Source organism: Pantoea sp. DY-17 (assembly GCF_019795975.1).
In the GTDB taxonomy this organism is placed as follows: domain Bacteria; phylum Pseudomonadota; class Gammaproteobacteria; order Enterobacterales; family Enterobacteriaceae; genus Pantoea; species Pantoea leporis.
Genome location: NZ_JAIMIG010000004.1, coordinates 250404 through 276448, shown reverse-complemented (window position 1 = coordinate 276448; position 26045 = coordinate 250404). Strand labels below are relative to the sequence as shown.

At 55.3% G+C, this 26045-nt stretch carries 25 protein-coding genes; 15 read left to right on the top strand and 10 right to left on the bottom strand.

From position 1 onward, the window contains the following. Position 1: 1 nt before the first annotated feature. The gene (locus K5Y33_RS18090; RefSeq protein WP_222234776.1) at positions 2-424 is read left to right on the top strand and encodes a MarR family winged helix-turn-helix transcriptional regulator; all 423 of its coding nucleotides are present in this window, start codon (positions 2-4) and stop codon (positions 422-424) included. On the opposite strand, the gene K5Y33_RS18085 is transcribed toward K5Y33_RS18090, so the two are convergent. The 4 genes from K5Y33_RS18085 to K5Y33_RS18070 form a co-directional block, all read right to left on the bottom strand. Then, on the bottom strand, positions 407-820 hold the full coding sequence (locus K5Y33_RS18085; RefSeq protein WP_222234775.1) for an ester cyclase: 414 nt from the start codon (positions 818-820) through the stop codon (positions 407-409). The genes K5Y33_RS18090 and K5Y33_RS18085 overlap by 18 nt on opposite strands. Before the next feature lie 198 nt (positions 821-1018). Beyond that, a complete protein-coding gene (uxuA, locus tag K5Y33_RS18080) occupies positions 1019-2083 on the bottom strand; it encodes a mannonate dehydratase (protein WP_101761877.1) in 1065 nt (354 codons plus the stop codon). Positions 2084-2201: 118 nt separating this feature from the next. Beyond that, complete coding sequence (locus K5Y33_RS18075; protein ID WP_222234774.1) at positions 2202-2906, bottom strand: response regulator transcription factor; 705 nt, start codon at positions 2904-2906, stop codon at positions 2202-2204. Beyond that, positions 2903-6127, bottom strand: coding sequence for a transporter substrate-binding domain-containing protein (locus K5Y33_RS18070; RefSeq protein ID WP_255610362.1), 3225 nt, complete (start codon positions 6125-6127; stop codon positions 2903-2905). The genes K5Y33_RS18075 and K5Y33_RS18070 overlap by 4 nt, the downstream gene beginning before the upstream one ends. Before the next feature lie 350 nt (positions 6128-6477). Between K5Y33_RS18070 and K5Y33_RS18065 the strand changes: the two genes are divergently transcribed. Further along, positions 6478-7425: a sensor domain-containing diguanylate cyclase gene (locus K5Y33_RS18065; RefSeq protein WP_222234770.1), complete on the top strand. Its 948-nt coding sequence runs from the start codon at positions 6478-6480 to the stop codon at positions 7423-7425. 162 nt (positions 7426-7587) lie between these two features. Here K5Y33_RS18065 and treF read toward each other — a convergent pair whose 3' ends face one another. Beyond that, positions 7588-9246 carry an alpha,alpha-trehalase TreF gene (gene treF, locus K5Y33_RS18060; protein ID WP_052026007.1) on the bottom strand — a complete coding sequence of 553 codons (1659 nt, stop codon included), beginning with the start codon at positions 9244-9246 and terminating at the stop codon, positions 7588-7590. A 464-nt stretch (positions 9247-9710) separates the two neighbouring features. After that, positions 9711-10565 (bottom strand): SDR family oxidoreductase, encoded by an 855-nt coding sequence (locus K5Y33_RS18055; protein ID WP_110867251.1) that lies wholly within the window; start codon positions 10563-10565, stop codon positions 9711-9713. A 97-nt stretch (positions 10566-10662) separates the two neighbouring features. Between K5Y33_RS18055 and K5Y33_RS18050 the strand changes: the two genes are divergently transcribed. Continuing rightward, positions 10663-11025: a helix-turn-helix domain-containing protein gene (locus K5Y33_RS18050; protein WP_101761882.1), complete on the top strand. Its 363-nt coding sequence runs from the start codon at positions 10663-10665 to the stop codon at positions 11023-11025. A gap of 33 nt (positions 11026-11058) precedes the next feature. On the opposite strand, the gene yghX is transcribed toward K5Y33_RS18050, so the two are convergent. Beyond that, the gene (gene yghX / locus K5Y33_RS18045) at positions 11059-11949 is read right to left on the bottom strand and encodes a YghX family hydrolase (protein ID WP_222234768.1); all 891 of its coding nucleotides are present in this window, start codon (positions 11947-11949) and stop codon (positions 11059-11061) included. A gap of 565 nt (positions 11950-12514) precedes the next feature. On the opposite strand from yghX, the gene K5Y33_RS18040 reads away from it, so the two are divergent. The 4 genes from K5Y33_RS18040 (at position 12515) to K5Y33_RS18025 (ending at position 16201) form a co-directional block, all read left to right on the top strand. Next, a complete protein-coding gene (locus K5Y33_RS18040; RefSeq protein WP_101761884.1) occupies positions 12515-13936 on the top strand; it encodes a cytochrome ubiquinol oxidase subunit I in 1422 nt (473 codons plus the stop codon). Position 13937: 1 nt separating this feature from the next. After that, positions 13938-14942 carry a cytochrome d ubiquinol oxidase subunit II gene (gene cydB, locus K5Y33_RS18035; RefSeq protein WP_064738586.1) on the top strand — a complete coding sequence of 335 codons (1005 nt, stop codon included), beginning with the start codon at positions 13938-13940 and terminating at the stop codon, positions 14940-14942. 1 nt (position 14943) lies between these two features. Then, positions 14944-15111 carry a DUF2474 domain-containing protein gene (locus K5Y33_RS18030; RefSeq protein WP_101761885.1) on the top strand — a complete coding sequence of 56 codons (168 nt, stop codon included), beginning with the start codon at positions 14944-14946 and terminating at the stop codon, positions 15109-15111. Positions 15112-15334: 223 nt separating this feature from the next. Further along, positions 15335-16201, top strand: a complete 867-nt coding sequence (locus tag K5Y33_RS18025; RefSeq protein ID WP_222234766.1) for a helix-turn-helix domain-containing protein — start codon at positions 15335-15337, stop codon at positions 16199-16201. Between the two features lie 195 nt (positions 16202-16396). Here the strand turns inward: K5Y33_RS18025 and K5Y33_RS23825 are convergent, their stop codons facing one another. After that, positions 16397-16453: an SEC-C metal-binding domain-containing protein gene (locus K5Y33_RS23825; RefSeq protein WP_137386906.1), complete on the bottom strand. Its 57-nt coding sequence runs from the start codon at positions 16451-16453 to the stop codon at positions 16397-16399. Between K5Y33_RS23825 and K5Y33_RS18015 the strand changes: the two genes are divergently transcribed. The 3 genes from K5Y33_RS18015 (at position 16454) to K5Y33_RS18005 (ending at position 18283) form a co-directional block, all read left to right on the top strand. After that, positions 16454-16597 carry a hypothetical protein gene (locus tag K5Y33_RS18015; RefSeq protein WP_162129952.1) on the top strand — a complete coding sequence of 48 codons (144 nt, stop codon included), beginning with the start codon at positions 16454-16456 and terminating at the stop codon, positions 16595-16597. Between the two features lie 274 nt (positions 16598-16871). Continuing rightward, positions 16872-17654 carry a siderophore-interacting protein gene (locus tag K5Y33_RS18010; protein WP_222234765.1) on the top strand — a complete coding sequence of 261 codons (783 nt, stop codon included), beginning with the start codon at positions 16872-16874 and terminating at the stop codon, positions 17652-17654. Positions 17655-17743: 89 nt separating this feature from the next. Beyond that, positions 17744-18283, top strand: coding sequence for a PadR family transcriptional regulator (locus K5Y33_RS18005; RefSeq protein ID WP_101761889.1), 540 nt, complete (start codon positions 17744-17746; stop codon positions 18281-18283). 69 nt (positions 18284-18352) lie between these two features. Here K5Y33_RS18005 and K5Y33_RS18000 read toward each other — a convergent pair whose 3' ends face one another. After that, positions 18353-18640, bottom strand: a complete 288-nt coding sequence (locus K5Y33_RS18000) for a SelT/SelW/SelH family protein (protein ID WP_101761890.1) — start codon at positions 18638-18640, stop codon at positions 18353-18355. A gap of 220 nt (positions 18641-18860) precedes the next feature. Here K5Y33_RS18000 and K5Y33_RS17995 point away from each other — a divergent pair, with 220 nt between their 5' ends. The 5 genes from K5Y33_RS17995 (at position 18861) to K5Y33_RS17975 (ending at position 24973) form a co-directional block, all read left to right on the top strand. Beyond that, positions 18861-21194 (top strand): TonB-dependent receptor domain-containing protein, encoded by a 2334-nt coding sequence (locus K5Y33_RS17995; RefSeq protein WP_222234763.1) that lies wholly within the window; start codon positions 18861-18863, stop codon positions 21192-21194. 48 nt (positions 21195-21242) lie between these two features. Further along, positions 21243-22265 carry a hemin-degrading factor gene (locus K5Y33_RS17990; RefSeq protein WP_222234761.1) on the top strand — a complete coding sequence of 341 codons (1023 nt, stop codon included), beginning with the start codon at positions 21243-21245 and terminating at the stop codon, positions 22263-22265. Further along, positions 22262-23104 (top strand): hemin ABC transporter substrate-binding protein, encoded by an 843-nt coding sequence (locus tag K5Y33_RS17985; RefSeq protein WP_222234759.1) that lies wholly within the window; start codon positions 22262-22264, stop codon positions 23102-23104. The genes K5Y33_RS17990 and K5Y33_RS17985 overlap by 4 nt, the downstream gene beginning before the upstream one ends. Positions 23105-23199: 95 nt before the next feature. Beyond that, positions 23200-24201 (top strand): iron ABC transporter permease, encoded by a 1002-nt coding sequence (locus K5Y33_RS17980; RefSeq protein ID WP_222234757.1) that lies wholly within the window; start codon positions 23200-23202, stop codon positions 24199-24201. After that, a complete protein-coding gene (locus K5Y33_RS17975) occupies positions 24194-24973 on the top strand; it encodes a heme ABC transporter ATP-binding protein (RefSeq protein WP_222234755.1) in 780 nt (259 codons plus the stop codon). Before K5Y33_RS17980 ends, K5Y33_RS17975 begins: the two co-directional genes overlap by 8 nt. Positions 24974-25045: 72 nt before the next feature. Here K5Y33_RS17975 and K5Y33_RS17970 read toward each other — a convergent pair whose 3' ends face one another. Beyond that, on the bottom strand, positions 25046-26029 hold the full coding sequence (locus K5Y33_RS17970) for an MDR family oxidoreductase (protein ID WP_110868031.1): 984 nt from the start codon (positions 26027-26029) through the stop codon (positions 25046-25048). Between the last annotated feature and the right edge of the window lie 16 nt (positions 26030-26045).

Sequence of the window (26045 nt, the reverse complement as noted above, 5' to 3'; positions counted from 1 at the left end):
TTTGAGCACTGAAAATGAAACCCAGCAGCTGGCGGAAGAGCTCCGTAAGATGGTCAGTCATTTGGTACGTAACGTCCGCGTCAGCACCGCGACCGTGCGCACCTCGCAATATGAAACCTTAGATCTGCTCGACAGCCATGACGCGCTTTCTATCGCCGATCTCGCGCGGCTGCGCGGCGTGAAGCATCAAAGCATGCGATTAGTGATTAACGAACTCGAGGCGCAAGATTTGGTGCTGCGACAAAAAAGCGCGCAGGACGCGCGGGCGCAGGTGATTGTGCTGAGCGATCAGGCGCGCGCTGCGTTGGCGGCCGCACGTCAACAGCGTGCCGACTGGCTTGCGGTGCGCATCAATGAAACACTCGACCAGCAGGATCGCGACGATCTGCAAAAAGGGCTGGCTGCGTTACGCAAACTGCTTTAACTGCGTCATCACCGCCGCCAGCGTGTTCATGCCCCAATGTTCCGCGTATTTTCCCTCTTCAATTCGCACCATATCGATCACCGCGATCGTTACAGGTAAACCGGTGGGTGCGATGCCCATCAGCGATCCGCTGTGAACGCCGGTTATTGTTTTGCGCGTGGTGACCCAATCGCGCTCGGCGATTTGATCTTCAACGTGCACCTGAAGATGGGAGAAAGCGGGGCGCAGGATCTGATCGAAGGTGTGCCAAAGACTTTCGCGATCGCTGGGCGCGCCGGCTGGCGCTGAGCGGTTAATGAAGTTTTCGCCGACGAGCTGATCGAAAGCCTGGCGATCGCCTTCGGCAATCACCTGCTGATTGAAACGACGCACAACGGCTTTGTTATGTTCTGACATGGTGAGCCCCCGCTGAATATGTACAGTTTGACTGTATATATTTAACGGCAAGTGGGGAAGGCGAGTTTGTCAGGTTGTGCGGTGATTATGCTGCGCGCTGATGCCCTCACCCCGGCCCTCTCCCACGGGGAGAAGGAGCAAAAAGTTCCTCGCCCGCTTGCGGGAGAGGGCTAGGGTGAGGGAAAAAGCGCACCCAACTCAGCGCTTACTCAGCGCTTCCCACAATCCCAGCAGATAGGTGGTGCCTAGCGCGCGGTCGTACAAACCGTAGCCCGGACGGCCGGTTTCGCCCCAGATAAAGCGGCCGTGATCCGAACGGATGTAGCCATCGAAGCCGTTGTCATGCATTGATTGCAGCACTTTATACATATCCAGCGAACCGTATTCGGTTGGGTGCGCGCACTCGTAGAAATCTTTATCCTGGATAATCTTGATGTTACGCACATGGGCGAACGGAATACGTTTGCGGCGCGAGAACTCCGCCAGAATGGCGTACACATCATTACTCGGATCTTCGGCAATCGATCCGGTACACAGCGTGATGCCGTTAGCCTCGGAATCGACCACGTTACAGATCCAGTCGAGATCGTCGCGGTTCTTCACCACGCGCGGCAGGCCGAAGATCGAATACGGTGGATCGTCCGGGTGGATCGCCATCTTCACGCCCACTTCTTCACATACCGGGATCACCGCTTTCAGAAAGTAAGCGAGGTTTTCACGCAGCTTAGCGTCATCAACATCTTTGTATTGGGCAAACAGATCCTGCACTTTTGCCAGACGTTCCGGTTCCCAACCCGGCAGGGCGAAACCATTGGCGTTGCCCAGCACTTCCTGCACCACTTCGTCGAGGCTCTTATCAATGCCTTTCTTCTCGAACGCCATGGTGAGCGAGCCGTCTGGCAGCACGTAGTTCATGTCGGTCTTCATCCAGTCGAACACCGGCATGAAGTTGTAGCAAATCACTTTCACACCCGCTTCGGCCAGGTTACGGATGCTCTGCTGATAATTTTCGATGTAACGATCGCGGCTTGGCAGACCGATTTTGATGTCGTCGTGAATGTTGACGCTTTCGATCACTTCCACGGTCAGCCCGGCGGCATGCACCTGCTTAACCAGCGCGTTAATTTTCTCTTTCGGCCAGGTTTCACCTACCGGCACGTCATACAGCGCGCCCACGACGCCGCGCACGCCCGGCACCTGACGAATATATTCCAGCGAAACTTTATCTTCTTTCGGACCAAACCAACGCATTGTCAGCTGCATAATGTCATCCACCGTTATCGTGTCTGTGATAACTGATAAACTACCATTCTAGTAAACATCATGACAGCACAGCGCGGCCACTAAGCCTTGATCCGCGTCACAGAACACAATTTATGCATCAGTGATGCAGCACAATTTCACCGAAATGCTCTTTGTATTTAAATAATTCCAAATCAGATCGCAGACCCAATTTACGCAGTGCAGTCTGTTTTTGCCCGCTGATGGTTTTACGGCTGCGCGCATATTTTCCGGCGATTTGCGTAATGCTTAATCCATCCAGATAGCAACGGATCACCTCGATCTCACGTGGGCTGAGATTGCGCAGCAGCAGCGTGATATCTTCGCCAGTTTGACGCGGCAATAAATAGTCATGCATTTCCCGATCGCTTTCCTGAAACTTATCCATCTCCAGCAGCATATCGGCGGTGAGAAAACGCTTGTTACGGCATACCTGATGCAGGGCGGTAATCAGCACTTCCTGGTCTTCACTTTTACCCACAAAGCCATGCACACCCGCTTTTAACAGCAGTTGCACTATTGCCGGTTTTTCTACTGCCGAGGAGATCAGGATTTTCAAATCGGGATATCGCGCGCGCAGCTGTTTCACCATCTGCAGCCCGTCGAGTTCGTCCTCGCCAAGCATGTAGTCCAGCACCAGCACGTCCACTGAATGACGCTGCAAAAATGCCATCAGCTGCTGGCGTTGCGAAAAGGCGCCAGCCAGCTCCAGCAGCGCTTCCTGCGCCAGACGATACTGAATTGCTTTGCCGATCAGTGGATGATCGTCTAATACGACAACCTGCCAGATTGCATCTTGTTTCATGGTTTCACCTCATTATCAGGATTATTTTTTAGTGCGTGGAGGAAGATCGCTTCCAGTTCGGCCACTGCTGTAGCGACTGCGGGAATCAGCTGCTGCAGAAACGCACTCTCTCGTTGTTCGGCTGCCTGCTCGGCGGCAAGGCAACTCTGTTGTAAGCTTTCAGCGCGCAGTAATTTGGCGCTGCCAAGTAATTGATGTGCAGCGTGGTGTGCACCAGGGAAGTCCTCCGCCATGGCCGCTTGCTCCAGTTGTGCAAGATCGCGCGCATTTTGCTGCTGAGCGGTGGTGACCAGATCGCGCCAGGCTTGCGGATCATTGGCCGCGAGGTTTTCCAGGGTAAGCAGGGTTTCATTACGCATGCTGCTGGCAGCGCTGCCGGTGACCACTCGCAGCAGCTGGGTGCGCTCCAGCGGTTTAAACAGGCAACCATCCATACCAGCCTGCGTCGCGAGTTGTGCAACACGCTCTTCTGCCATCGCCGTCAGGCCATAAATCGGGACTGCGCGGCGATTCATTAGCTTCTCCTCAATACGTAACTGGCGGGTAAATTCAAAGCCATCCATGCCTGGCATATTGCAATCGGTGATCACACGATCAACGTCATGTTCGCGCCACAGTGCCAGCGCCGCTTCACCGTCCTCTGCCACTAACACATGATGCCCGGCGTAACGCAACTGTTGTGCCAGCAGCAGGCGATTGGTGGCGTTGTCATCCACAACCAGCATTCTTAAGGATGCGTGCACAACGTCATCAACTGGCTCAGCTTCTGCTTCAGTCAGCGTGGCGGGCTGGGCGATGAAGCGCAGCATAAATACGCTGCCCTCATCGGGCTCGCTCTCTACATGCAGCTCGGTTCCCAGCATCACCGCCAGACGGCGACAGATATTGAGACCCAGTCCGGTGCCACTGACGCGATTAGTGCCCTGATCCACCTGAACAAAGGGCTCGAAAATCGCCTTTTGCTGTTCTGGTGTGAGACCAACCCCACTGTCGCAGACTTCCAGTACGTATTCGGGTTTAGTGATATCTGCCTGGTAAAGCGCCACTTCAACTTCACCCCGCGCGGTAAACTTAATGGCATTGCTGACCAGGTTCGCCAGGATCTGCTTCAACGCCACGGGATCAAACAGCACGCTGTCCTGATCGATATCCAGCATGACATTGAGCGCCAGCCCTTTATTTAGCGCCACCTGACGGAATAGCGCTTCAGTGTCGTAAACCACATCGCTCAGTGACATCGGCATGTGGCGAATGCTGAAATGACCGGATTCGATTTTCGCCAGGTCGAGAATATCGCCGACCAGCGAGAGCAGTGAACGGGAAGATTCCCACGCCAAATCGATATTCTTTTGCCGCTGCGCTTCGTCGCTCTGACCTAAATGTTCAATCTCCAACAGGCCAATCAGTGCCGCCAACGGCGTGCGGATTTCATGGCTCATATGTGAAAGGAAAGTACTTTTCGCCTCGCTGGAGCGCAGTGCCGCACGCTTCGCTTTACGCACGTCTTCTAACAACGTTTCGATCGTGTGCAGTTGGTTGCTGATTTCGCGCTCGTGCTGGCGCTGCCTCGCCAGCGACGATTTCAGCAGATGGTTGCGCCACAGGAAAAACAGCAGGCAAATGCCGGCCACCGCAGCAATACGCAGCACGTAACTGCGATAGCTCTGCCAGGACGTGCTGGTGGCGGGCGGCGTGTACTTGATCCAGCGCTCCATCAGTGACTGCATGGTTGGCTGCGGAATATCGGACAGCGCTTTATTCAGGATGGAATTCAGATGCTCATCTGCCACATTGGTGGCCATCGCCATGCGAAACATCGGCAACGGTGCGACAAACGCCACTTTGAAGCGATCGTTGAAGTGGTTATTCAGCAAATATTGCGCCGATTCGTAGGGCACGATAAAGCCGTCAACCTCTTTGTCCTGCAGCTGCCCGAGGGAGTCGAGCGAAACCGCATTTTCACTAAAATCGATGGTTGGCCAGCGGCGACGCAGATCAAAGCGATAATAAGAACGCTCGTAGATGCCGATGCGTTTCCCTGTCATCTCATCGAAACTGTGCCAGTTACTGTCGCTGCGGGTCATCACCACCCAAGGCGAATAGACATAAGATCGCGTGTATTGAATCTGCGGGCTCTGCTTTGACGCGCCGTCACTCACCACAATCAGGGAATCGCGTTGATTAACCAGCGCATCGCGCATATTGCTCAAGCCCCGCATTGGGTTGTAATGAAAACGAATACCGGTGCGTTGCGAGATGAGATTTAACAAATCAACGCTGAGTCCGGCGACACGCTGTTTGCTGTCGAGAAAGGTGAAAGGCAGATGTGTAGGGTCGTAATTCACCGTGATGTCGCGGTGCTCCGCCAGCCATTTTGCTTCGGCTTCGCTAAGGTCCAAAGGATGATTCTTCACCACCGACCGGTAATCAAGCCCCCAGGCTTCGGCAATTTGTACGGCATTACGTAGCGGGATATTTTTAAGAATTTCATTAATGGCGTCGATCAGCTCAGCATTGTCCGCGCGGGCGGCAAAGCGTGCATCCACATCGTTCATGTAAGGCGTGCTATGGCCTTCAATGATGTTCTGCAAGCCGCGCTGCGACAAATAGCGCTGCGTGGCGGAGTTACTCCAGAACACCATGTCCTCATTAAAAGCGGTATCGGTATAGGCCCAGAGCGGCGGTGAGGCGGGCGCTAATGTGGCTTCGGGATAGCGTTTATGCAGCAGCGCTTTCAGTTCGTCGTCACCGTAGTACATCAGGCGGTAGCGGCTGTCATTCAGCTGACGATCAAATTTTGCCTGGCGGCGGCTAATCAACACGCTTTGCGCCAGCGAATAGGGAATACTCAGCGCCAGTTTGGTTTCATGATTAGCAGCCTGCGGGTAGTAAGGAATTAAATCGACTTGCTTGTTATTGAGCGCGTTAACCAGATCGAGACGGGTGTTATAGCGCTTAACTTCGACCGGGCGATTCAGCGTTTTCGCGATGATGGCCAGATAATCGGCGGACAGTCCTTCAAAGGTGTCCTCTTCGAATTCAACCGAATAGGGCGGTAACGTGTGGCTCCATACGCCAACGCGCAGCACCGAATGACGTTTTAGCCACTGTTGGCTCTCTGCATTCAGCGTCACTTCAGGGGAAACCAGACCGTAACGCGGCGTGAATTTTAAGGTGGTGGCGCTCCAGGCCGACAGGCAAAAGCCCAACAAAAAAATCATGCTAAAAATGCGTTTGCCCACGAATTGATTCTCAGTTTTCTTTGCTGCTTTAGGCACTGCCGTGCGGCGGTGCGGCCCTCTGGCTGCGCTTTAATGCGCCAGTGACCCTTCACAGCGGCACGAAGCTCAACGGTTATTAAATGCTTTTTAAGAAATTTCTTACGTATGTAGGCGGGGCTTACTACAGGCTGGTACTTAAGTAAGTTAAGTCAGCTGTTTTGACAGGAAACTTTCGACGTAACTCCTGAAGTTTCTCCAATTTGCCGCTGCTAATCGGCTTTTCATTTGTTTTATTTACAGAAACTTCCCGGCAGGCAAAATAGCGCTTATTTCCTCTCCTTCAGCCAACCATGTCAGAAGAAGCGCTGCGTCAGCAGATTCAGAACCTGAAAAAGCATAATGCGCGGTTAAAGCGTATAGCGCATGACGCGCGTAATAAGCTGAGTGCAGCGCTGGATGGAACCGGTTTATGTTTGTGGCAGCTGGATATTCCCAGCGGCAAGCTGGTGATTTTTAATCGTCGCTGGGGTGCGATGCTGGGTTTTCAGCCGAAAGAGACCAAAGCGCAGTTCGATGTGTGGCGCGAACGCCTGCATCCGGATGACGCCGACGAAGTGCTCAAAGCTTTTTACGATCACATTGAAGGGCGTGCGCCTTATTACGAAGCGCTGCACCGCATGCTGGGCAAAAACGACAACATTAAATGGGTGCTGGATCGCGGACGCGTTACCGAATGGGACGCAGCGGGCAATCCGCTCAAAGTCACCGGCACGCACATCGATATGACCAAAGAGAAGCAGTACGAAGCGCAGCTCTCATCGCTGGCGCATCACGATCCGCTAACCGGACTGACTAATCGCCATGCGCTAAATACGCAGTTCGGCAGGATGAAAGCGCTGGGCCCGCTGTGCGTGGCGTTTATCGATCTTGATAACTTCAAACACGTCAACGATACCTTGGGACATCGCAGTGGTGATGAGGTGTTGATTCAACTGAGCCAGCGCATCATCGACGTGGTGCCGCCAAACGTGGTGATTGGCCGACTCGGCGGCGACGAGTTTGTGCTGCTGATGCCGTTCCTGATCGACTATCCGAAAGTGCGCATTATGATGCAGGCGGTGCTGGATGCTGCGCTGACGCCGTTTGATATCGATAACGGCCATGCGCAGATTGGTGCGTCGATTGGCATTGCGCAGGTGCAGGAACGTGACAGCTTTGATGAAGCGCTGACGCGGGCCGATGAGGCGATGTATCAAATTAAGAAGAATGGTAAGCAGGGGTTTGGGTTGGCGGGGTAGTTTTTACCCTCACCCGCAGGCGGGAGAGGGGACCGATCAAGCGAATACGTGTGGATATGTGGCAGCGTTTCCCTCTCCCCGGGCCGATCGAGCTTACATGTGGCAGCGTTTCCCTCTCCCTGTGGGAGAGGGTCAGGGTGAGGGCATCAAGCCGCACCAATCTCAATCCGCCAGCAAATGCCCATACATGGTCATCAATCTGCGGGTGACGCCATTAGTCCAGCCGAAGCCGTCCTGCAGCGGATATTCGCCGCCGCCACCCGGACGGGCGCGATCGCCGCTGATGTCATACTTCTCCACCAGCTTATGATGCAGTGAATAGAAATTATTTACCGTATTCAGCCAGTTAACGGCAATTTCTGTCGCCAGCGTCTCTTCACCGTAGTGATTCAAACCGACCACCGCCATCCACTGCAACGGCGCCCAGGCATTGGGTTTATCCCATTGTTCGCCGCTCTCCACCATCGAGGTTAACAAGCCGCCTTGCGTCAGTAACAGATGGCGCAGCGCAACGGCCTGCAGGTGCGCCTGCTCAGGCGAGGCGAGGCCGAGGAACAGCGGCACCACCGCAGCAGCGGTGAAGGCGCCAAAGCGTTCGCGACGCCAGTCGTAATCGCGGTACACCCCGGCAGTGTTATCCCACAGATAGCGATGAATCGCCTGCTTACGCGCATCGGCTTTTTTCTGCCACGCCAGCGCCGTGAGCTCTTCACCTTTAGCGTGCGACAGCGTCGAAATCATCAGCTCCAGCTTGTAGAGGAACGCGTTGAGATCGATCGGAATAAATTGCGTGGTACGGATACTCGCCAGACGCTGCGGATCACGCAGCCAGCGTGAAGAGTAATCCCAGCCCGATGCGGCACCGGCACGCAGATCGCGATAAACCTCGTTGGCCGGACGACCTGATTTCTTCGCGGTTTCAATATCTTCCAGCCACGACTCATCGCGCGGCGTGTCGCGATCGTCCCAGTAACGGTTGAGCAGCGAACCATCTGGCATGCGCACCACGTGGCGATAGGCCTGATGCGGCATCAGCTCACCCGCGCCGTCCATCCAGAACTGGTACTCTTTCATCAGCTGATCGAGATAGCGTTTCGCACCGCGAATGCCATCCTCTTCAAACAGTTCCACCATCAGCGCAAACACCGGCGGCTGCGAACGGCTGAGGTAGTAAGTACGGTTGCCATTCGGCACGTGACCGTAGTTATCAATCAGCCAGGCGAAGTTATCCGCCATATGACGCAGCAGATCGTCACGGCCTGCATCGGCGAGGCCGAGCATGCTGAAGTAGGAGTCCCAGTAATAGGTTTCTCCAAATCGGCCTCCGGGCACCACGTAAGGTTTTGGCAACGGCAGCAGCGATGAGTGTGCCAAATGTTGCTGTGGCATTTTGGTTAACACCGGCCACAGATCGTCAATATGTTCGGTTAAGGTTTTATCTGGATTGGAAACATAAAAACTCTCATTCACCTGAGGTGAATAAAAATGTTCGTGCACGAATGCTTCCAGATCAAAATCCGCTGCGCGTTTACGGCGACGAAAACGGATTAAAATATCCAGCGGATCGAATTTTGGTGCGCAGTCCGGAAACGTTTTGCTGTCAGCAAATATGTGCGATGTCTGTACCTGCTCAAACAGTTCCATGTAGCGATCGGCAGGCGTCAGCGCATCCGGCGCGGGCAAACCTTCAATCAGCTCGGGTTCCGGCTCCGAATCCTGCATACCTTCGCGAACGAACTCGTGAGGATTATATTGATACTCCAGTTCAGCATCAGCGCGTCGATCCTCGAAAGCGTTATATTGCTGTTGGTTAGTATTAATAGCAGCCTCCTGGTAAATTCTTGAATGCGTAAAGAACAAATTATAGAGCTCTGAACGGGCGAAACAACAATGCGATTTATCTATGAACGTAATAAATCATGTCGATGGATCCGGTGTTTTTATGATTTTTCAGTGATTACAACGGACTATATTTCAGGAAATGAAAGCGGCTTTTAGGATGGATGTTTAGATAGCTGCACAGAAATATCTGTATTTAAGAAAATCGCTAAAATTTGCGCAAAAAAGCGTGGGGTGGCTTGATCAATTTATGGCAAACGCAGCGGAAATAGAGCTGTATTTCCCTCACCCTAACCCTCTCCCGCAGGCGGGAGAGGGAACCGATCGAGTTAACATGTGGCAGCGCCTCACTCTCCCACCGGGAGAGGGAACAGATCGAGCTAAAATGTGGCAGCGACTCCCTCTCCCTGTGGGAGAGGGTCGGGGTGAGGGCATCAGGCCGCACCTTACTTCTGCAACGCCGCCTTTATCACGTCCGCATACGGCGTGGTGGGGCGGCCAATCAGTTTGCTTAGCGTATGGCTATCGTCAAACAAACCGCCTTTTTCGGCGCCGGCATCTGAATCTGCCAGCATCTCTGACAAGCCCTCTGGCAAACCGGCACCTTTCAGCGCGGCGGCAAATTCGGCTTGTGGCAGATTGATGTAATCCACTTGCTCGCCAGACTGTTTAGCAATCTCGGCGCTGAACTGCGCCAGCGTGTAGCTGTCGTCGCCAGCCAGTTCATACACCTTGCCCGCCTGATCGTCACGGCTGATCACTTCGGCCGCTGCCGCCGCATAGTCAGCGCGCGCCGCGGAAGCGATGCGACCTTCGCCGACCGCACCAATAAAGGCATGATGCGCCAGCGCGGGCGCAATACTCGCCGCGTAGTTTTCGGTGTACCAGCCGTTACGCAGCAGCGCGAAAGGAATGCCCGAGGCTTTCAGCTGGGCTTCAGTCGCACGATGCTCAACGCCTAAACCCAACGGCGAGGTATCGGCATGCAGTAAGCTGGTGTAGGCGATAAAGCCAACGCCAGCGGCTTTTGCCGCATCGATCACCGCCTTGTGCTGCACTTCACGCTGGCCGACTTCACTGGAAGAGATCAGCAGCAGTTTATCGACACCGGCAAAGGCGCTTTGCAGCGTTTCCGGTTGGCTGTAATCCGCCGCTCGCAGCGTTACGCCCAGCGCCTGCAGATCGGCTGCTTTCTCGGGCGAACGCACCGCCGCAATGATTTCGCTAGCCGGCACTTTTTTCAATAACGCGTTAATCACCAGACGGCCCAGTTGGCCTGTGGCACCTGTAATCGCAATCATGTTGTTCTCCTTTTGAACTGGTATGAAAACAGCCTAAGCGATAAACTAACTTTTAGTAAGTACTTACAGATTTGTTAGTTTGGAGAAGCTGAGTTAAATGTCTGAAAAGTTGAGTGAAAAATTTACGCGCGGTGAGTTGCTTAACGTGAATTGCCCGTCACGCGACGTGTTGAAGCGCATTACCAGCCGCTGGAGCGTACTGATTTTGCTGGCGCTGCGCGAAGAAACCCTGCGTTTTAGCGAACTGCGCCGCAAGATTGGCGGCGTCAGCGAACGTATGCTGGCGCAGACGCTGCGCTATATGGAAGAGGATGGTTTTGTGGAACGCATTGCCTATGACGTGGTGCCACCGCACGTTGAGTATCGTTTGACGTCGTTAGGCCGCGAAGTGGAAGGGCAGGTGACCGGACTGGCGGATTGGCTGGAGAGCAATGTGCATCGGATTTTGAAGGCGCATTGAGAAGGGCCGCCATTTATGGCGACCGCCGCACCCTCAAGCGCGTAAATACTTCTCAAACCAACCCAGCGTGCGGCTCCATGCTAATTCGGCGGCGGTTTTGTCATAACGCGGCGTCGAATCATTGTGGAAGCCATGATTCACACCGGGATAAACATAGCCTTCATAGATTTTGTGATTGGCTTTCAACGCCTCTTCATAGGCTGGCCAACCTTCGTTGATGCCTTTATCCAGCGCGGCGTAGTGCAGCAACAGCGGCGCTTTGATGCGCGGCACATCTTCCGCTTTAGGCTGACGGCCGTAGAACGGTACCGCGCAGGCCAAATCAGGAAACGCGACGGCCGCCGCATTGGCTACGCCGCCGCCGTAGCAGAAGCCGGTGATACCCACTTTGCCGGCGCCCTCTTCGTGGTGCATCAGGAAATCAATCGCGGCGAAGAAGTCATTCATCAACTTGGTGGGGTCGACTTTGGCCTGCATCACTTTGCCTTCGTCATCGTTGCCCGGATAACCGCCCAGCGAGCTCAAACCATCGGGCGCCAGCGCGATGTAACCGGCTTTCGCTACCCGTCGCGCCACGTCTTCGATATAGGGATTGAGGCCACGATTCTCGTGCACCACTACCACCGCAGGCACTTTGCCGGATGCATTGGCCGGTCGCACCAGATAGCCGCGCACCTCGCCGTGACCTTGCGGTGACGGATAGTGAATGTATTCCGGTTTGATCGCCGGATCGGTAAATTCCACCTGCTGCGCCAGCGCATAATTGGGGCTCATGGCGCTGAGCAGCGTGGCGCCGGTCATGCCGGCGATGGTGAATTTCGCCGCCATCGCGATAAATTCGCGTTTGCTGATTTTGCCGTGCGCGTAGTAATCGTAAAGCTCGAGCAGTTCCTGAGGGAAATCCTGTGCAGTAAGACGGGCCATAACCTCTCCTTCGCTGTTTAACTGGTTGATTACTGCTCTAAAAAAGCACAGCTTGTCGCCGCTGGCAAATACCATGCCGCAGTAGGTTAACGTCACTGCGTTTACATCACCTGTTTAATAAACAGCAGAAATATATCTTTTTGTTCTAAAAATATTAGCTTTTAATTAACAATCCTGATCGTCCTGCGCTGTCCGGAAATATTTACATGCTCAACGTATTTACCGTAAATAACGCCATTTTTCTTCGCACTAAAAAATAAATAAATGAAGTGCTTACCTGATAAGCACAGCGGGAATAGGCGGAAAACAATAACAATATTGTCACAATGAATGAGGGTGATTAACCTTAACGTCGTGATTTTTAAAGTATTAGTTTCTGCTGAAAACAATGATCGAAATCAAAAAACACTGTTATAGTTTTACCGACTTCCCCTGTATCTTTTTGTTCGCATCACTTCCTTTTACATTGGCGCGACATTTCTTTAAGCACGGCGAAATAACCGCTGCGCTCTGCTTGTTAATTATAAGTAAAAATTCGGTGTAATTTGTGGCAATGAGGTAAGCAATGTTTGGATTAGACGCCTTTCATCTGGCCAGGATTCAGTTCGCATTTACTGTTTCCTTCCATATTATCTTTCCAGCCATCACCATCGGTCTCGCCAGTTTCCTGGCGGTGCTTGAAGGGATGTGGCTGAAAACCCGTAACGAGACCTATCGCGATCTCTACCATTTCTGGTCAAAAGCGTTTGCCGTTAACTTCGGCATGGGCGTGGTATCCGGATTGGTGATGGCGTACCAGTTCGGTACTAACTGGAGCGGTTTCTCACAGTTTGCTGGCAGTATCACCGGCCCGCTGCTCACCTATGAAGTGTTAACCGCCTTCTTCCTTGAAGCGGGCTTCCTTGGCGTGATGCTGTTTGGCTGGAACCGCGTCGGTCCAGGCTTGCACTTCTTTGCAACCTGCATGGTCGCGCTCGGCACCATCTTCTCCACCTTCTGGATTCTGGCGTCAAACAGCTGGATGCATACGCCGCAGGGCTACATCATCCAGAACGGCATCGTGGTACCGGAAGATTGGCTGAAAATTATCTTCAACCCCTCGTTCCCTTATCGCTTGTTCCACATGTCGGTCGGTGCCTTCCTGGCCAGCGCCTTCTTTGTCGGCGCGTCGGGCGCATGGCATTTACTGCGCGGTAACGACAATCCAGCGATTCGTAAGATGTTCTCGATGGCGCTGTGGATGGCGCTGATCGTGGCGCCGATTCAGGCGATGATCGGTGATGCGCACGGCCTGAACACCCTTGAGCATCAGCCTGCGAAAATCGCGGCAATTGAAGGACACTGGGAAAACAAGCCGGGTGAAGCCACGCCGCTGATTCTGTTCGGTGTGCCGGATATGGAGCAGGAGCGCACCAAGTACGCACTGGAAATCCCGTACCTCGGCAGCCTGATTCTGACGCACAGCCTGGAGAAGCAAATCCCTGCGCTGAAGAGCTTCCCGAAAGAGGACCGTCCAAACTCCACCATTATCTTCTGGTCATTCCGCGTGATGGTGGCGCTGGGCCTGCTGATGATTACGCTCGGCGTGGTGTCTTTGTGGCTGCGTTTCAAAGGCCGTTTGTATCACTCGCGTCCGTTCCTGTGGTTCACGCTGCTGATGGGTCCATCGGGTTTGATCGCCATTCTGGCCGGTTGGTTTACCACCGAGATTGGGCGTCAGCCGTGGGTGGTATATGGCGTGCAGCGCACCATTGATGCGGTCTCGGCGCATGGTGATATGCACATGAGCATCAGCCTGCTGGCGTTCATTCTGGTCTACTCGTCGGTGTTTGGTGTCGGTTACCTCTACATGATGCGTCTGATCAAAGAGGGTCCGGTGACCGGCGAAGGTAAAGAGGTTGATCACGGTGGTCCGGGTCAGCATCACACGCCAGCGCGTCCGTTGTCGGCGGCCAAAACCCATAGCGAAAAGAGTGGGGAGCACTAAGATGATCGACTTTTCAATTATCTGGTTTGCCATCATCGTGTTTGGCACCTTGATGTACATCGTGATGGATGGTTTCGATCTCGGCATTGGCCTGCTGTTGCCGTTCAATAAAGATCCCATCGAACGCGACATGATGGTTAATACCGTTGCTCCGGTTTGGGATGGCAACGAAACCTGGCTGGTGCTGGGCGGCGCGGCGCTGTATGGCGCGTTCCCGCTGGCCTACTCGGTGCTGCTGGATGCATTGTCGATTCCTTTGACGGCGATGCTGATTGGCCTGATCTTCCGTGGCGTAGCGTTTGAGTTCCGCTTTAAAGCCACGCTAGAACACCGTGCGTTCTGGGATAAGTCATTCATTGCCGGTTCACTGCTGGCCACCTTCAGTCAGGGCGTGGCCGTGGGCGCGATCCTGAATGGTTTCCCGGTGGTTGGCCGTGAATATGCGGGTTCAGCGATGAGCTGGTTAGCGCCGTTCCCGCTGTTCTGCGGCGTCGGTCTGGTCATCGCCTATGCACTGCTGGGTTGTACCTGGCTGATCATGAAAACCGAACACGATCTGCATCGTAAGATGTCTGCGCTGGCGACGCCGCTGACGCTGACGTTGCTGCTGGTGGTGGGCATTATCAGTATCTGGACGCCGCTGACGCACGCGGATATCGCGCAGCGCTGGTTCTCGCGTCCGAACCTGTTCTGGTTCCTGCCGGTTCCGGTACTGGTGGTGCTGTGTTCGTGGGGGATTGTGCGCGCCATCAAACGTGAAGCGCATTACTCGCCGTTCATCCTGACATTGGCGCTGATTTTCCTTGGCTTCTCGGGCCTCGGTATCAGCATCTGGCCGAACATCATTCCACCGTCGATCACCATTTGGCAGGCGGCGTCTCCGGCGAGCAGCCAGGCGTTTATGCTGGTGGGCGGCCTGCTGATTATTCCGGTAATTCTGGGTTACACCTTCTGGAGTTACTACGTGTTCCGCGGAAAAATCAAAGCCGACGAAGGATACCATTGATATGAAAACCGAGGTCAGCAACATGAAAACTCACTCTGAAACGAAGATTCCGTGGTGGAAGCAGGTGATGTGGCTGGTAGTCATTTACGGCGCGAGCGTGCTGGCACTCGGTGTGGTGGCATCACTGTTTCGTATGATGATGACGGCAGCGGGCATGCGTTCGCACTGAGCCCGCGCACCGCTTCAAGCAGTTGATATCACCGAAAGGTCTTCATTCGTGACGACCTTTTTTCTTTTCATGCGCGATAAAAACGTTAGTAACCTAAGCAATTAATGCTTTTCCCGTTGCGCTACCTTTACTCTTCCTTACGTTGGTAATACGTTTTTGTTATATTTATGTGACGAATAACGCAAATTCATGACGTTAACCACCTCATTCGATTATCAAAATCATGCTCAGCCTGAATGTAAAAAAACAGTACATCAACGATCTGGTGGACTGGATAGAAGCGAACCTGACCGACGAGCTCAACATCGATCTGATTACCCTGAAATCCGGTTACTCCAAATGGCACATGCAGCGCATGTTTAAAGAGATGACCGGACAAACGCTGGCGTCCTACACGCGCAAACGTCGTCTGACCATGGCGGCGATGGCGCTGCGTCTGACCAGCATGCCGCTGATCGATATTGCGGTGCGCTTTGGTTTTGATAATCAGCAGAATTTTACCCGTGTGTTTAAAAGTCACTTCTCGATGACGCCGGGTGCTTATCGTCGCATTCCGGAAATGCTGATGAAGGATTTCCACAGCCGCATCTCCACGCAGCGTGAGTGGGTCAATGCGCGTCTGGCGCAGAAGCCGGAGATTCAGCTGTGTGGCGAAGTGATTGAGTGGGAATGCCGTTTCGGGGAATACATCGATCATCAAAATCATGTGGTGGCGCAGCATACGCGCGATTTCATCGCTTTTGCCGGTCAGCATGTGAACCGCGGCTGGCTGGGCTTTCAGTTCAGTCCGGGCGTGCATTCTGCCGACCAGCAACACATCAGCCTGTTCCAGGCGCTGGAGAGTCAATACGCCGATGTGCTGCCGCGTAACGTGCAGAACTGGACCGGCGAGAGGGGTTTGTATGCGGAGATTGACTGGCACGGCGCGCCGGAAGAGATCAACTCATTCACCGCGGAGATTTACTACAACCATTTGCCAGCGCTGGGCGTAGCACGCCGTGCGGGCAAAGATTTGCTTAAGCTGGATCTGAAATACAGCACGCCCGATCTGCTGCAAGGCACCTTCTATATTCCGGTGACGGATAAGTAATGCATAATTCGTGCGGTAAACCGTGACAAACCGCACGATTTTATAAACTCACTGGCGTAATGAGCGTAAAATTCTTCATCGAAACCTGATTGGCCGCGTAAATCACCAGCCGCCACACATCAGGCTGGATAATCACCTGCATTTCTGGTCCATTCCGGGCCGCTATAGTGAACAGACAAAAAAATTATGCGACTTCTACCGTTGTTCCTCATGACAGCGCTTGTAGCGTTTTCTTCGCTGGCAAGTGCACAAATGGCTGAGCCTTTTTCACCGCCGGGCGGACTGCATCCGCATCAACCGCATTGTGCGCAGCATGAAATTCTGGGCGACAATGTGCTGCCGAAACATAGCCAGGATGATGGCAGTTTCGTGACCTGCGGCAATCACCAGGCGTAATCCGGTTTTAAAATCCGTGACCGCTGCAATCTAAGCGCGGTCTCGGCAGTCAAACGCATCTATGTATTGCGCAATAAATTGCGCCGCTACACTTCCTGCTTGTCATTTGCACCTTATCCCTCACAGCTCTTCATCGTAGCGGCGCGATTTATCGCGCTGTTTTAACATGCCAATTTTCCAATAGCATTTTTCGGCATTGCGTCGAAGATATATCATAACTATTCTCTCCCCATCAGATGAGAATGACTTTCACTATCTTTTAGGGAGACACCACTTGCAAACTCACCCTTCCGAACGCGCGCCACGTCGTGTGCGCAATGAACTGCGTTTCCGCCACATCAGCGTGGTCAGCAAGACGCTGATTGCCGGTGAATTCTGGCGCATTGTTTTCAACGGCAGCGATCTGGCCGGCTTCAACTCGCCATCGTTTGACGATCACATCAAAGTGTTCTTCCCGGAACATGCTGGTGCAGAGCTGGCGCTGCCGCAGATCACCGATGAAGGCATCGTTTGGCCGAATGGCGTGCGTCCTGCCGCGCGTGATTACACGCCGCTGGAATTTAACGGCGTCGATTCTCTGACCATCGATTTCTACATCCACGACGGCGGCGTTGCCAGCAGCTGGGCAAGCCAAGCCAAAGTGGGCGATCGAATCGCGATGGGCGGTCCGCGCGGTTCGTTGGTGATACCGGCGGATTACGCCTGCCAGATTTACGTCTGTGATGAGACCGGTCTGCCCGCCTTTAAACGTCGTTACAGCGAAATCCAGGCGCAGGAAATTCATCTGCTGGCCTATGCCGATGAAGCCACCGGCCGCGATTATCTCGGTGATCTGCCAAATGTGCAGGTGAGCTGGTTGGGCAGCGGCACCATGCAGGCCGATAACCTGGTATCAATAACGGCACAGCTGGATAAGATTGCGCTACCCGCCACTGAATACTTCATCTGGCTGACGGGCGAGGGCGAAGCGGTGAAACTGCTGAGCGATTACTTCACCCAGGGACGCGGTGCACATACCGATTTCGTGCGCGCCGTAGCTTATTGGCATCAGAAATAACGCCAACGCCGCGCGCGCTGCCGCCTGTGTTGAATTTTGCCAGGTGGCAGACTACTATCAACCTCCCTTAATTAGCGCTCAGGAAGGCAATGAAACAGCAGCGGGATTTTCCATGGCAGTCCGATCACGCACAGCGCACCGTCTGTGCAGGCGCACGCAAGAAGCGTCGGGAGCGGATGCTGGATGCCAGCGATATCCGCTTGTTAATGCTGCACTTTCTCGCCATCAGCTCTGCGCACGGGTATGAGCTGATCAAATCGGTTGAAGAGCTCTCCAAAGGGGAATATTCACCCAGCCCCGGCATTATCTATCCTAACCTGACGCTGCTCGAAGAGATGGATGCGATTCGCGTGGTCGATGCGCAGGCATCGCGTAAAGCCTATGCGCTGAATGAAGGCGGCGAGGCGCTGCTGGCGGAGAATCGTGACAATGTGAATGCGATTATCGAGCGCTTAACCTCGCTGGCGATTCTGGTGAATAACCGCAGCATTCCGCAGGTTGAACAGGCGATTCATCTGATCAAACACACCTTGAATCATCGTCTGGCGCAGGAAGATATTTCGGATGAGGCGCTGGAGATCGTGATCAGCGCGCTGCAGGAAGCGGCGGAAAAGATCGCTAAAAGTTAGCAGGTCGCCATGAATGACGACCTTAGGTGCGTGTACATCCGTTTATTCCGATAACGCACGAACCCCAAATCAACTCTTCTTCTTATCCACATGCCCCAACGCGCGATCCGGCCAGCAGAGGTCGCGCACGCGCTGCTTCAGCGCTGCCGCATCCGGGAATCCGCCTTCCTGCTTACGCTCCCAAATCACCTGACCATCAATGGTAATCTCAAACACGCCGCCGGTTCCCGGCTGTAGCGTTACCGCGCTTAAATCCTCGGCAAAGGTATGCAGCAACTCCTGCGCCATCCAGGCGGAACGCAGCAGCCAGTTACATTGTGTGCAGTAATGAATGGTAATCGCCGGTTTCTGTGACATAACGTGTCTCATTTAGATAATGAAGTTAACAAAATGTGCGGTCCAAGATACATCTTAGCTTACTGCTAGTTGATAATGATTACCACTTGCATTACATTCCTTTCGACATCATTTATTACAAAAAATAAGTCCATAATTTTTACGGTCTTTTAACCAAGGCCCGTACTTTCCGGCAGCAAGCAAGTGAGCGAATACTAACAATTAACCAGGTATTTCGCGCATGTCTTCACTCTTTCAGGGAACGGCCCAGCAACGTCTTTTCAAAGTTGCCATCTTATCTTCAGCTATTCATGCCGCTTGCAGCTTTGCCGCCAGCGATAGCACCAGCAATGAACCGGTTCTCACCGTCACCGCGCCAAAACCGCAGGCCGGCAATAAAACCACCATCACAGCACAAGAGCTGCAAAAACGCGGTGCGAACGATTTCGGTTCGATCATGCGTTATGAGCCGCTGATCAGCGCCACCGGATCCAGCGGCGGATCCTCTGCCGGCAAAAGCGGTTTCGACCGCGCGGGTTACACCGGTTACAACATTCGTGGTCTGGAGAGTAATCGCGTCGGCATGGATATCGACGGCATTCCGATTCCGGATGCCACCGGCCGCCCTTACGTCAGCCGCACCGGCAACAACACCTTTGGTATTGGCCGCGATTACATCGATCCCTACCTGTTCGGCAGCGTTGATATTGAGAAGGGCGCCACGGCGGTGGATCAGCCGAATACCTCGATTGGCGGTAACGTCTCGTTCCACAATAAAACTGCTGACGATTACCTTAGCAGCGACAAAAATACTTATTTCGGTTACCAGAGCGATTACGACTCATCGAATCGCAGCTGGCACAACGGCATCACCGCCGCTGCTGGCGATGACGAGCTGCGCGGCCTATTTGTTTACAGCCGTCGCGATGGCCAGGAAACCCGCAACAACAGCGACGTGAAACAGGCTTATCCGGCCAACTGGCACTCTGACGCCTTTATGACATCCGGGATCTGGCAGCCGAACGATCAGCACAAGCTGAGCGCCACCTTTGATTACTATCACAAAACCAACCACAGCCATTACGATACCTGGGACACCAGCGGCAACACCGTTTGGGGCACCGCGCAGCAGCAGAGCGATACGCGCCGTTGGGGCATCAATCTGGCGGATGAGTGGACGCCGTATAACGACTTTATCGATACGCTGACCACGCGCCTTTACTGGCAGCAAACTCAGGCGCACGACAATACCTATCTGCCGACCAGCGCGAGCGAGTACGGCTTTGTCTATTCCGATTTCAACGTCGATAGCTATGGCTTCGACACGCGCGGCACCAAAACGCTGGGCCGCCACGAGCTGAGTGCCGGTGTCAATGCGCGCCTGGACTACAGCGAGCGTCCGTTCCGCCAGGAACCAGCGCCGAGCGCCTTTAGCGCCATCACCCAACCGCAGTCTGACAGCCGCACTTTCGCGGTGGCAGGATACCTGCAAGACAAGATCAATTTCGATCTTGATAGCCACAACTTCGCGGTCATTCCCGGCGTGCGCGTAATGTATCAAAGCACCAAGCCGAAAAATCTCGGCGATCTCACCACCGGCAGCACGGTGCTGACCGAAGAGCAGGTTGATGCGCTGTATGGCAAAACTAACTCCGATACGCAGGTGCTGCCATCGCTGACCTTCCAGTACGATTTAACGCCAGCGCTGACCACCTATCTGCAATACAAACGCGGCGTGCAGTTCCCCACCACCAGCCAGCTGTATGGCTCATGGAACCTGGGTTCCAGCTATGCGGGTAGCGCGCAATATGCGCTGATTGGTAACACCGATCTGAAAACCGAAACCAGCAACAACTTCGAGTGGGGCCTGAAAGGCCAGGCGACAGAAGGCGTAACGGTCAACACCTCGGTGTTCTATAACCAGTACAAAAACTTCATCGCCTACACCCGCTATCGCCGCGCCACCAATCCGGAGATGTTCGTCAACGTTCCGAGCAACATCTACACCAGCTATCAGGCTGAAAACCGCGATAAGGCCTACATTTATGGTGCTGAGATATCCACCAAAGTGAATTACGGCACCTGGTTCCCGCAGGTCGATGGCCTGAGCAGCACCTTTGCGCTGGGCTATAACGAAGGTAAATCCAAGTCCAGCTACGCCGGTGACAAGTACATCGATCTCGATAGCGTCGCGCCACTGAAAGCGATTGTTGGCCTGGCGTGGGATGACAAAGCGCGCGGCTACGGCGCCGCGCTAACCGCCACCTTCGTGAAAGGCAAGCAGGCCACGGCGACCAACCGCGAAAGCTACACCAACACCGGCACGGCGATCACCGATTCCACCACGGAATATATGCGCGTGCCGGGTTACGGCATGGTGGATGCAACGGCTTACTGGCAGGCGACGAAAAGCGTCAAGCTGAGCGGCGGTATCTACAACATTACCGATCGCAAATACTGGGATTACACCAGCAGCCGCACGCTGACCAGCAGCAACGCCCAGGAACGCAACGACATCAACCTGGCGGTGATGCCAGGCCGCACCTTCCAGTTGGGTGTGAACGTCGATTTCTAATCCCTTTTCGCCCTGCGGCAGCGCAGGGCATTTTCATGGAGCAAGGCAATGAACTCACGTTACGATCACTATCTGGCGCTGAAAGGCGAGCATCCGAAAAAGTACGCGCGCGATTTCGCCGCGCTGATGGGCATTGGCGAAGCGCAGCTGTGTGAAGCGCGTGTCGGCCAGGATGCAAAGGCGTTAAAAGCCGATTTCCCTACGCTGCTGGCAGCTCTGGCGGCAGTAGGTGAAACCAAAAGCATCACCCGCAATGAATATGCGGTTCACGAGCAGGTGGGCAAATATGAAAACCTGCACCTTGGCGAACACGCCGGACTGATTCTCAACCCGCGCGCGCTCGATCAGCGTCTGTTCCCGCATCAGTGGCACAGCGCGTTCTTCTTGCGTGAGCAGAGCGCCCACGGTGAACGTCAAAGCATCCAGATTTTTGATCGCCACGCTGATGCGGTGCTGAAAATCTACACCACCGACAACACCGATTTCGCCGCGTGGGATGCGCTGATTGCGGCGTTTGTGTTGGAGAACGCGGCGGCGCTAGATCCGCAGCCCGCCAGCGCGCCGCAATACAGCAGGATGGTTGATGCCAGCAAAGTGGAAGCCGAATGGCGCGCCATCACCGATGTGCATCAGTTTTTTGGCCTGCTGAAGCGCCACAACATCTCGCGCCCGCAGGCGTTTCGCGCGGTGGCGGACGATCTAGCGCGTCAGGTGAGTAATGACTCGCTGGCGCAGCTGCTGGATCTGGCGCAGCAGGATGGCAATGAAATCATGATTTTTATCGGCAACCGTGGCTGCACGCAGATCTTCACCGGCGCGGTGCAGAAGCTGATGCCGATGGATAACTGGATCAACATTTTCAATCCCACCTTCACGTTGCATTTGATGGCGGATCACATCAGCGAAAGCTGGGTAACGCGCAAACCGAGCGGCGACGGCTTCGTCACCAGCCTGGAACTTTTTGCCGCCGACGGCACGCAGATCGCGCAGTTGTACGGTCAGCGCAGCGAAGGCACGCCGGAGCAGGCGCGCTGGCGCGAGCAGGTGATGTCGCTGGAGGCGTTAGCATGAGAAAACTTCTGTTGCTGCTAACTGCGCTGGCGCTGCCCGCTGTTGCGGACGAGCGGGTGATCTCGATTGGCGGTGACGTCACGCAAATTATCTATGCCTTGGATGCGCAGCAGGATCTGGTAGCGCGTGACAGCACCAGCCAGCATCCAGCGCAGGCCAACAAGCTGCCGGATGTCGGTTATATGCGGCAGTTGAATGCCGAAGGGATTCTGGCGCTGAAACCGACGCTGGTGCTAAGCAGCGAGCTGGCAAAACCGTCGCTGGTGCTGCAGCAAGTGGCGCAAGCTGGCGTAAAAGTGGTGGATGTCACCGGCAAAAACAGCCTCGACGCCATCGCGAAAAAAATCGCTACCATCGGCAAGGCGCTGCATCGTGAAGAGGAAGCCAACGCGCTGATCGAGAAGGTCAACAAGCTGCGCGCGCAGATCCCACAAAAACCGTTGCCGATCAAAGTGCTGTTTATCATGGCGCACGGCGGTATGCGCACTCAGGCGGCGGGCGCACAAACCGGCGCGGACGGCGCGATTCGCAGCGCGGGTCTGATCAATGCGATGGCGGCGGTGCCGCACTATCAGCAGCTGTCGCAGGAAGGTGTGATTGCGGCGGCACCGGATTTGATCGTGGTGGGTGAAGATGGCCTGCGTACGCTGGGCGGCGAAGAGAAAGTGTGGTCGCTGCCCGGTTTGGCACTGACGCCAGCCGGTCAGCATCGCGCGTTGCTGGTGGTGGATGAGATGGCGCTGCTGAGCTTTGGTCTTGATACGCCGGGCGCGATTATCAAACTGCGCCACGCAGCCGAAGCGGCTTCCCCGTCATACTTCGAGCCGCAGGCGCGTTAGCTGCGTGTTCTCACCCCAGTCACTTACTTGTGTAAGCTCCTGGGGATTCGAACACTTGCTGCCTTCCTGCACCTTGAATTATTTAGGGGAAAAATATGGCAACTACATCCGTGATGCGCTGGCTCGGTTTGATGGCCATCAGCACGCTGATATTAATGCTGATGGCGGCCAACTTCGGCGCGATGCCGCTTTCAATGCGCACTTTGTTGCGTGCGCCGCTCAGCGATATGGCGTGGCAAATCTGGATCAACATCCGCCTGCCGCGCGTGCTGCTGGCGGTGCTGCTCGGCATGGCGCTGGCGGTGTCCGGCGCGGTGATGCAGGGATTGTTTCGCAATCCGCTGGCCGATCCCGGTTTGCTCGGCATCAGCAGCGGAGCGGGTTTAGCGGTAGCGATATCGATCGTTATCCCGCTCGGCTTGCCGCCGCTGCTGGCGCTGTGGCTGCCAACACTCGCCGCCTTTATGGGCAGTTTGGTGGTGACGCTGCTGATCTTCAGCTTTAGCCGTATGGCGCTGGGCAATTTGTCGCGCTTGCTGCTGGTCGGGATCGCCATCAACGCCTTATGCGGTGCGGCGGTCGGCGTGCTGTCGTGGCTGAGTAACGATCAGCAGTTGCGTCAGTTGGCGTTGTGGGGCATGGGCAGTTTGAGCGCGGCGCAGTGGCCGAGCCTGGCGGTGTGCGCGGTGCTGATTCTGCCGGCGCTGATAGCGATTCAGCTGCGCGCGCGTCGTCTCAATTTGCTGCAACTCGGCGAAGAGGATGCACATTACATGGGCATCGACGTTAAGCGTACGCAGCGTCAGCTGCTGGTGCTGAGCGCATTGCTGGTAGGCACCGCCGTGGCGGTGAGTGGCATTATCGGCTTTGTCGGTTTAGTGGTGCCGCACCTGATGCGTTTCTGTCTCGGCAGCGATCATCGCTGGATGCTGCCCGGTTCGGCGCTGGCGGGCGCGATTTTGCTGCTGCTGGCCGATACGCTGGCGCGCACCGTGGTGGTGCCGGCGGAAATGCCGGTGGGCCTGTTAACCAGCCTGCTGGGCGGCCCGTGGTTTCTCTGGCTGATTCTGCGTGAGCAAAGGGGGATGAATGAATGACTGCATGCAGGCGCGCGGGCTGCGATTTAGCCACGGCTCACGCGCGTTGATCGACGACGTTTCCCTGACTTTGCAGCCTGGCGAAATGATCGCGCTGATCGGCCCCAACGGCGCGGGGAAATCCACGCTGCTGCGCTTGCTGACCGGCTTTCTCACGCCGCAAGCGGGCGAGTGCTGGCTCGGCGATCGTCCGCTAAACAGTTGGCCGCGCGAACCGCTGGCGCAGCGCCGCGCGGTGATGCGTCAGCAAAATAGCGTCAGTTTTCCGCTGCCCGCCGCCGATGTGGTGGCGATGGGCCGCGCGCCCTGGCCGCGCGCTCAATCCAGGGCGGTGATCGACGAGGTGATGCACATTACCGGCAGCCTTGAGCTGGCACAGCGCGATTATCGATCGCTTTCCGGTGGTGAACAGCAGCGCGTGCAGCTGGCGCGCGTGCTGGCTCAGCTGTGGCACGATGACGGGCCACGCGGCTGGCTGTTTCTCGACGAACCCACTTCCGCGCTGGATCTGTTCTGGCAGCAGCACAGTTTGCGTTTGCTGCATCGTCTGACGCGCAACGGACGCTTCAGCGTTTGCACCGTGCTGCACGATCTTAACCTCGCATCGCTGTGGTCGGATCGCGTGCTGTTGCTGCATCAGGGCAAGCTGGTGGCGGAAGGCGCACCCAATGAGGTGATGACCGAACACACGCTGACGCGCTGGTATCAGGCGGAGTTGGATGTAGTGGTGCAGGATGAGAAGGGCAGGCCGCAGATTCAACTGCGTGCCTGAGACCGTAGCGGCGCGATTTATCGCGCTCTGTGAAAAGACGCGCCATAAATTGCGCCGCTACGTAATGTGCGATTATCTGCAATCGACGATCAATCTGCCGCGTACTTTACCGGCCAGCAGCTGCTCGGCACCTTCGCGCGCTTCGCTCAGCGGAATCACCTTGGTTAACTGCTGCAACAGGTCGCCATCCACCAGTTCCGCCAGGCGCTGCCACGCCTGCTGCCGCAGCGGTTTTGCGCACATCACGCTATCCACGCCCGCCAGCACCACGCCGCGCAGTATGAACGGCGCGACGCTGGTCGGCAGATCCAAACCTTGCGCCATGCCGCACGCCGCGACCACGCCATCGCGCTTGATGCCCGCTAACACATTGGCCAGCGTGTGGCTGCCGACGCTATCAATCGCCGCCGCCCAGCGCTCTTTCGCCAGCGGTTTGCCCGGCTCGCTCAGCTCTGCGCGATCGATAATCGACGTCGCGCCCAGCGTGTTGATCAGGTAATCGCTGTCGCTGGCGCGACCGCTGGAAGCAATCACCTCATAGCCGAGACGTGCCAGCAAGCTGACGCTGAAGCTGCCAACGCCGCCACTCGCGCCGGTGACTAAAACCGGGCCGTGCTGCGGCGTGATGCCCTGTTTTTCCAGCGCCAGCACGCACAACATGGCGGTGAAGCCCGCGGTGCCAATTGCCATGGTTTGTAGCGGGCTGAGTGCGGCCGGCACTTTTACCAGCCAGTCGCCCGAGACGCTGGCTTTCTGCGCCAGTCCGCCCCAATGCTTTTCGCCTACGCCCCAGCCGGTGAGCAGCGCCACATCGTCCTGCTGCCATTCAGCATGGCGGCTGCTGATCACCCGACCAACAAAGTCGATGCCCGGCACCATCGGGAATTGCCGCACAATCGGGCCTTTGTTGCAGATGGCGAGCGCGTCTTTGTAGTTGAGCGTGGAGTAGCTTACTTCGAGGGTGACATCCTGATCGGGCAGTTGTTTTTCTGACAGATCTTTCAGGGATGTGCGATATCCCTGTTCATCATTTTCAATGACCAATGCCTTGAACATGCAGCCTCCGGCTGGT

Bases quoted from the DNA above. Each gene is read 5' to 3' on its own strand.
- K5Y33_RS18085 (WP_222234775.1), bottom strand. From the start codon at position 820: ATGTCAGAACATAACAAAGCCGTTGTGCGTCGTTTCAATCAGCAGGTG.
- uxuA (WP_101761877.1), bottom strand. From the start codon at position 2,083: ATGCAGCTGACAATGCGTTGGTTTGGTCCGAAAGAAGATAAAGTTTCG.
- K5Y33_RS18075 (WP_222234774.1), bottom strand. From the start codon at position 2,906: ATGAAACAAGATGCAATCTGGCAGGTTGTCGTATTAGACGATCATCCA.
- K5Y33_RS18070 (WP_255610362.1), bottom strand. From the start codon at position 6,127: ATGATTTTTTTGTTGGGCTTTTGCCTGTCGGCCTGGAGCGCCACCACC.
- K5Y33_RS18065 (WP_222234770.1), top strand. From the start codon at position 6,478: ATGTCAGAAGAAGCGCTGCGTCAGCAGATTCAGAACCTGAAAAAGCAT.
- K5Y33_RS18055 (WP_110867251.1), bottom strand. From the start codon at position 10,565: ATGATTGCGATTACAGGTGCCACAGGCCAACTGGGCCGTCTGGTGATT.
- K5Y33_RS18050 (WP_101761882.1), top strand. From the start codon at position 10,663: ATGTCTGAAAAGTTGAGTGAAAAATTTACGCGCGGTGAGTTGCTTAAC.
- yghX (WP_222234768.1), bottom strand. From the start codon at position 11,949: ATGGCCCGTCTTACTGCACAGGATTTCCCTCAGGAACTGCTCGAGCTT.
- K5Y33_RS18040 (WP_101761884.1), top strand. From the start codon at position 12,515: ATGTTTGGATTAGACGCCTTTCATCTGGCCAGGATTCAGTTCGCATTT.
- cydB (WP_064738586.1), top strand. From the start codon at position 13,938: ATGATCGACTTTTCAATTATCTGGTTTGCCATCATCGTGTTTGGCACC.
- K5Y33_RS18030 (WP_101761885.1), top strand. From the start codon at position 14,944: ATGAAAACCGAGGTCAGCAACATGAAAACTCACTCTGAAACGAAGATT.
- K5Y33_RS18025 (WP_222234766.1), top strand. From the start codon at position 15,335: ATGCTCAGCCTGAATGTAAAAAAACAGTACATCAACGATCTGGTGGAC.
- K5Y33_RS18015 (WP_162129952.1), top strand. From the start codon at position 16,454: ATGGCTGAGCCTTTTTCACCGCCGGGCGGACTGCATCCGCATCAACCG.
- K5Y33_RS18005 (WP_101761889.1), top strand. From the start codon at position 17,744: ATGAAACAGCAGCGGGATTTTCCATGGCAGTCCGATCACGCACAGCGC.
- K5Y33_RS18000 (WP_101761890.1), bottom strand. From the start codon at position 18,640: ATGTCACAGAAACCGGCGATTACCATTCATTACTGCACACAATGTAAC.
- K5Y33_RS17995 (WP_222234763.1), top strand. From the start codon at position 18,861: ATGTCTTCACTCTTTCAGGGAACGGCCCAGCAACGTCTTTTCAAAGTT.
- K5Y33_RS17990 (WP_222234761.1), top strand. From the start codon at position 21,243: ATGAACTCACGTTACGATCACTATCTGGCGCTGAAAGGCGAGCATCCG.
- K5Y33_RS17985 (WP_222234759.1), top strand. From the start codon at position 22,262: ATGAGAAAACTTCTGTTGCTGCTAACTGCGCTGGCGCTGCCCGCTGTT.
- K5Y33_RS17980 (WP_222234757.1), top strand. From the start codon at position 23,200: ATGGCAACTACATCCGTGATGCGCTGGCTCGGTTTGATGGCCATCAGC.
- K5Y33_RS17975 (WP_222234755.1), top strand. From the start codon at position 24,194: ATGAATGACTGCATGCAGGCGCGCGGGCTGCGATTTAGCCACGGCTCA.
- K5Y33_RS17970 (WP_110868031.1), bottom strand. From the start codon at position 26,029: ATGTTCAAGGCATTGGTCATTGAAAATGATGAACAGGGATATCGCACA.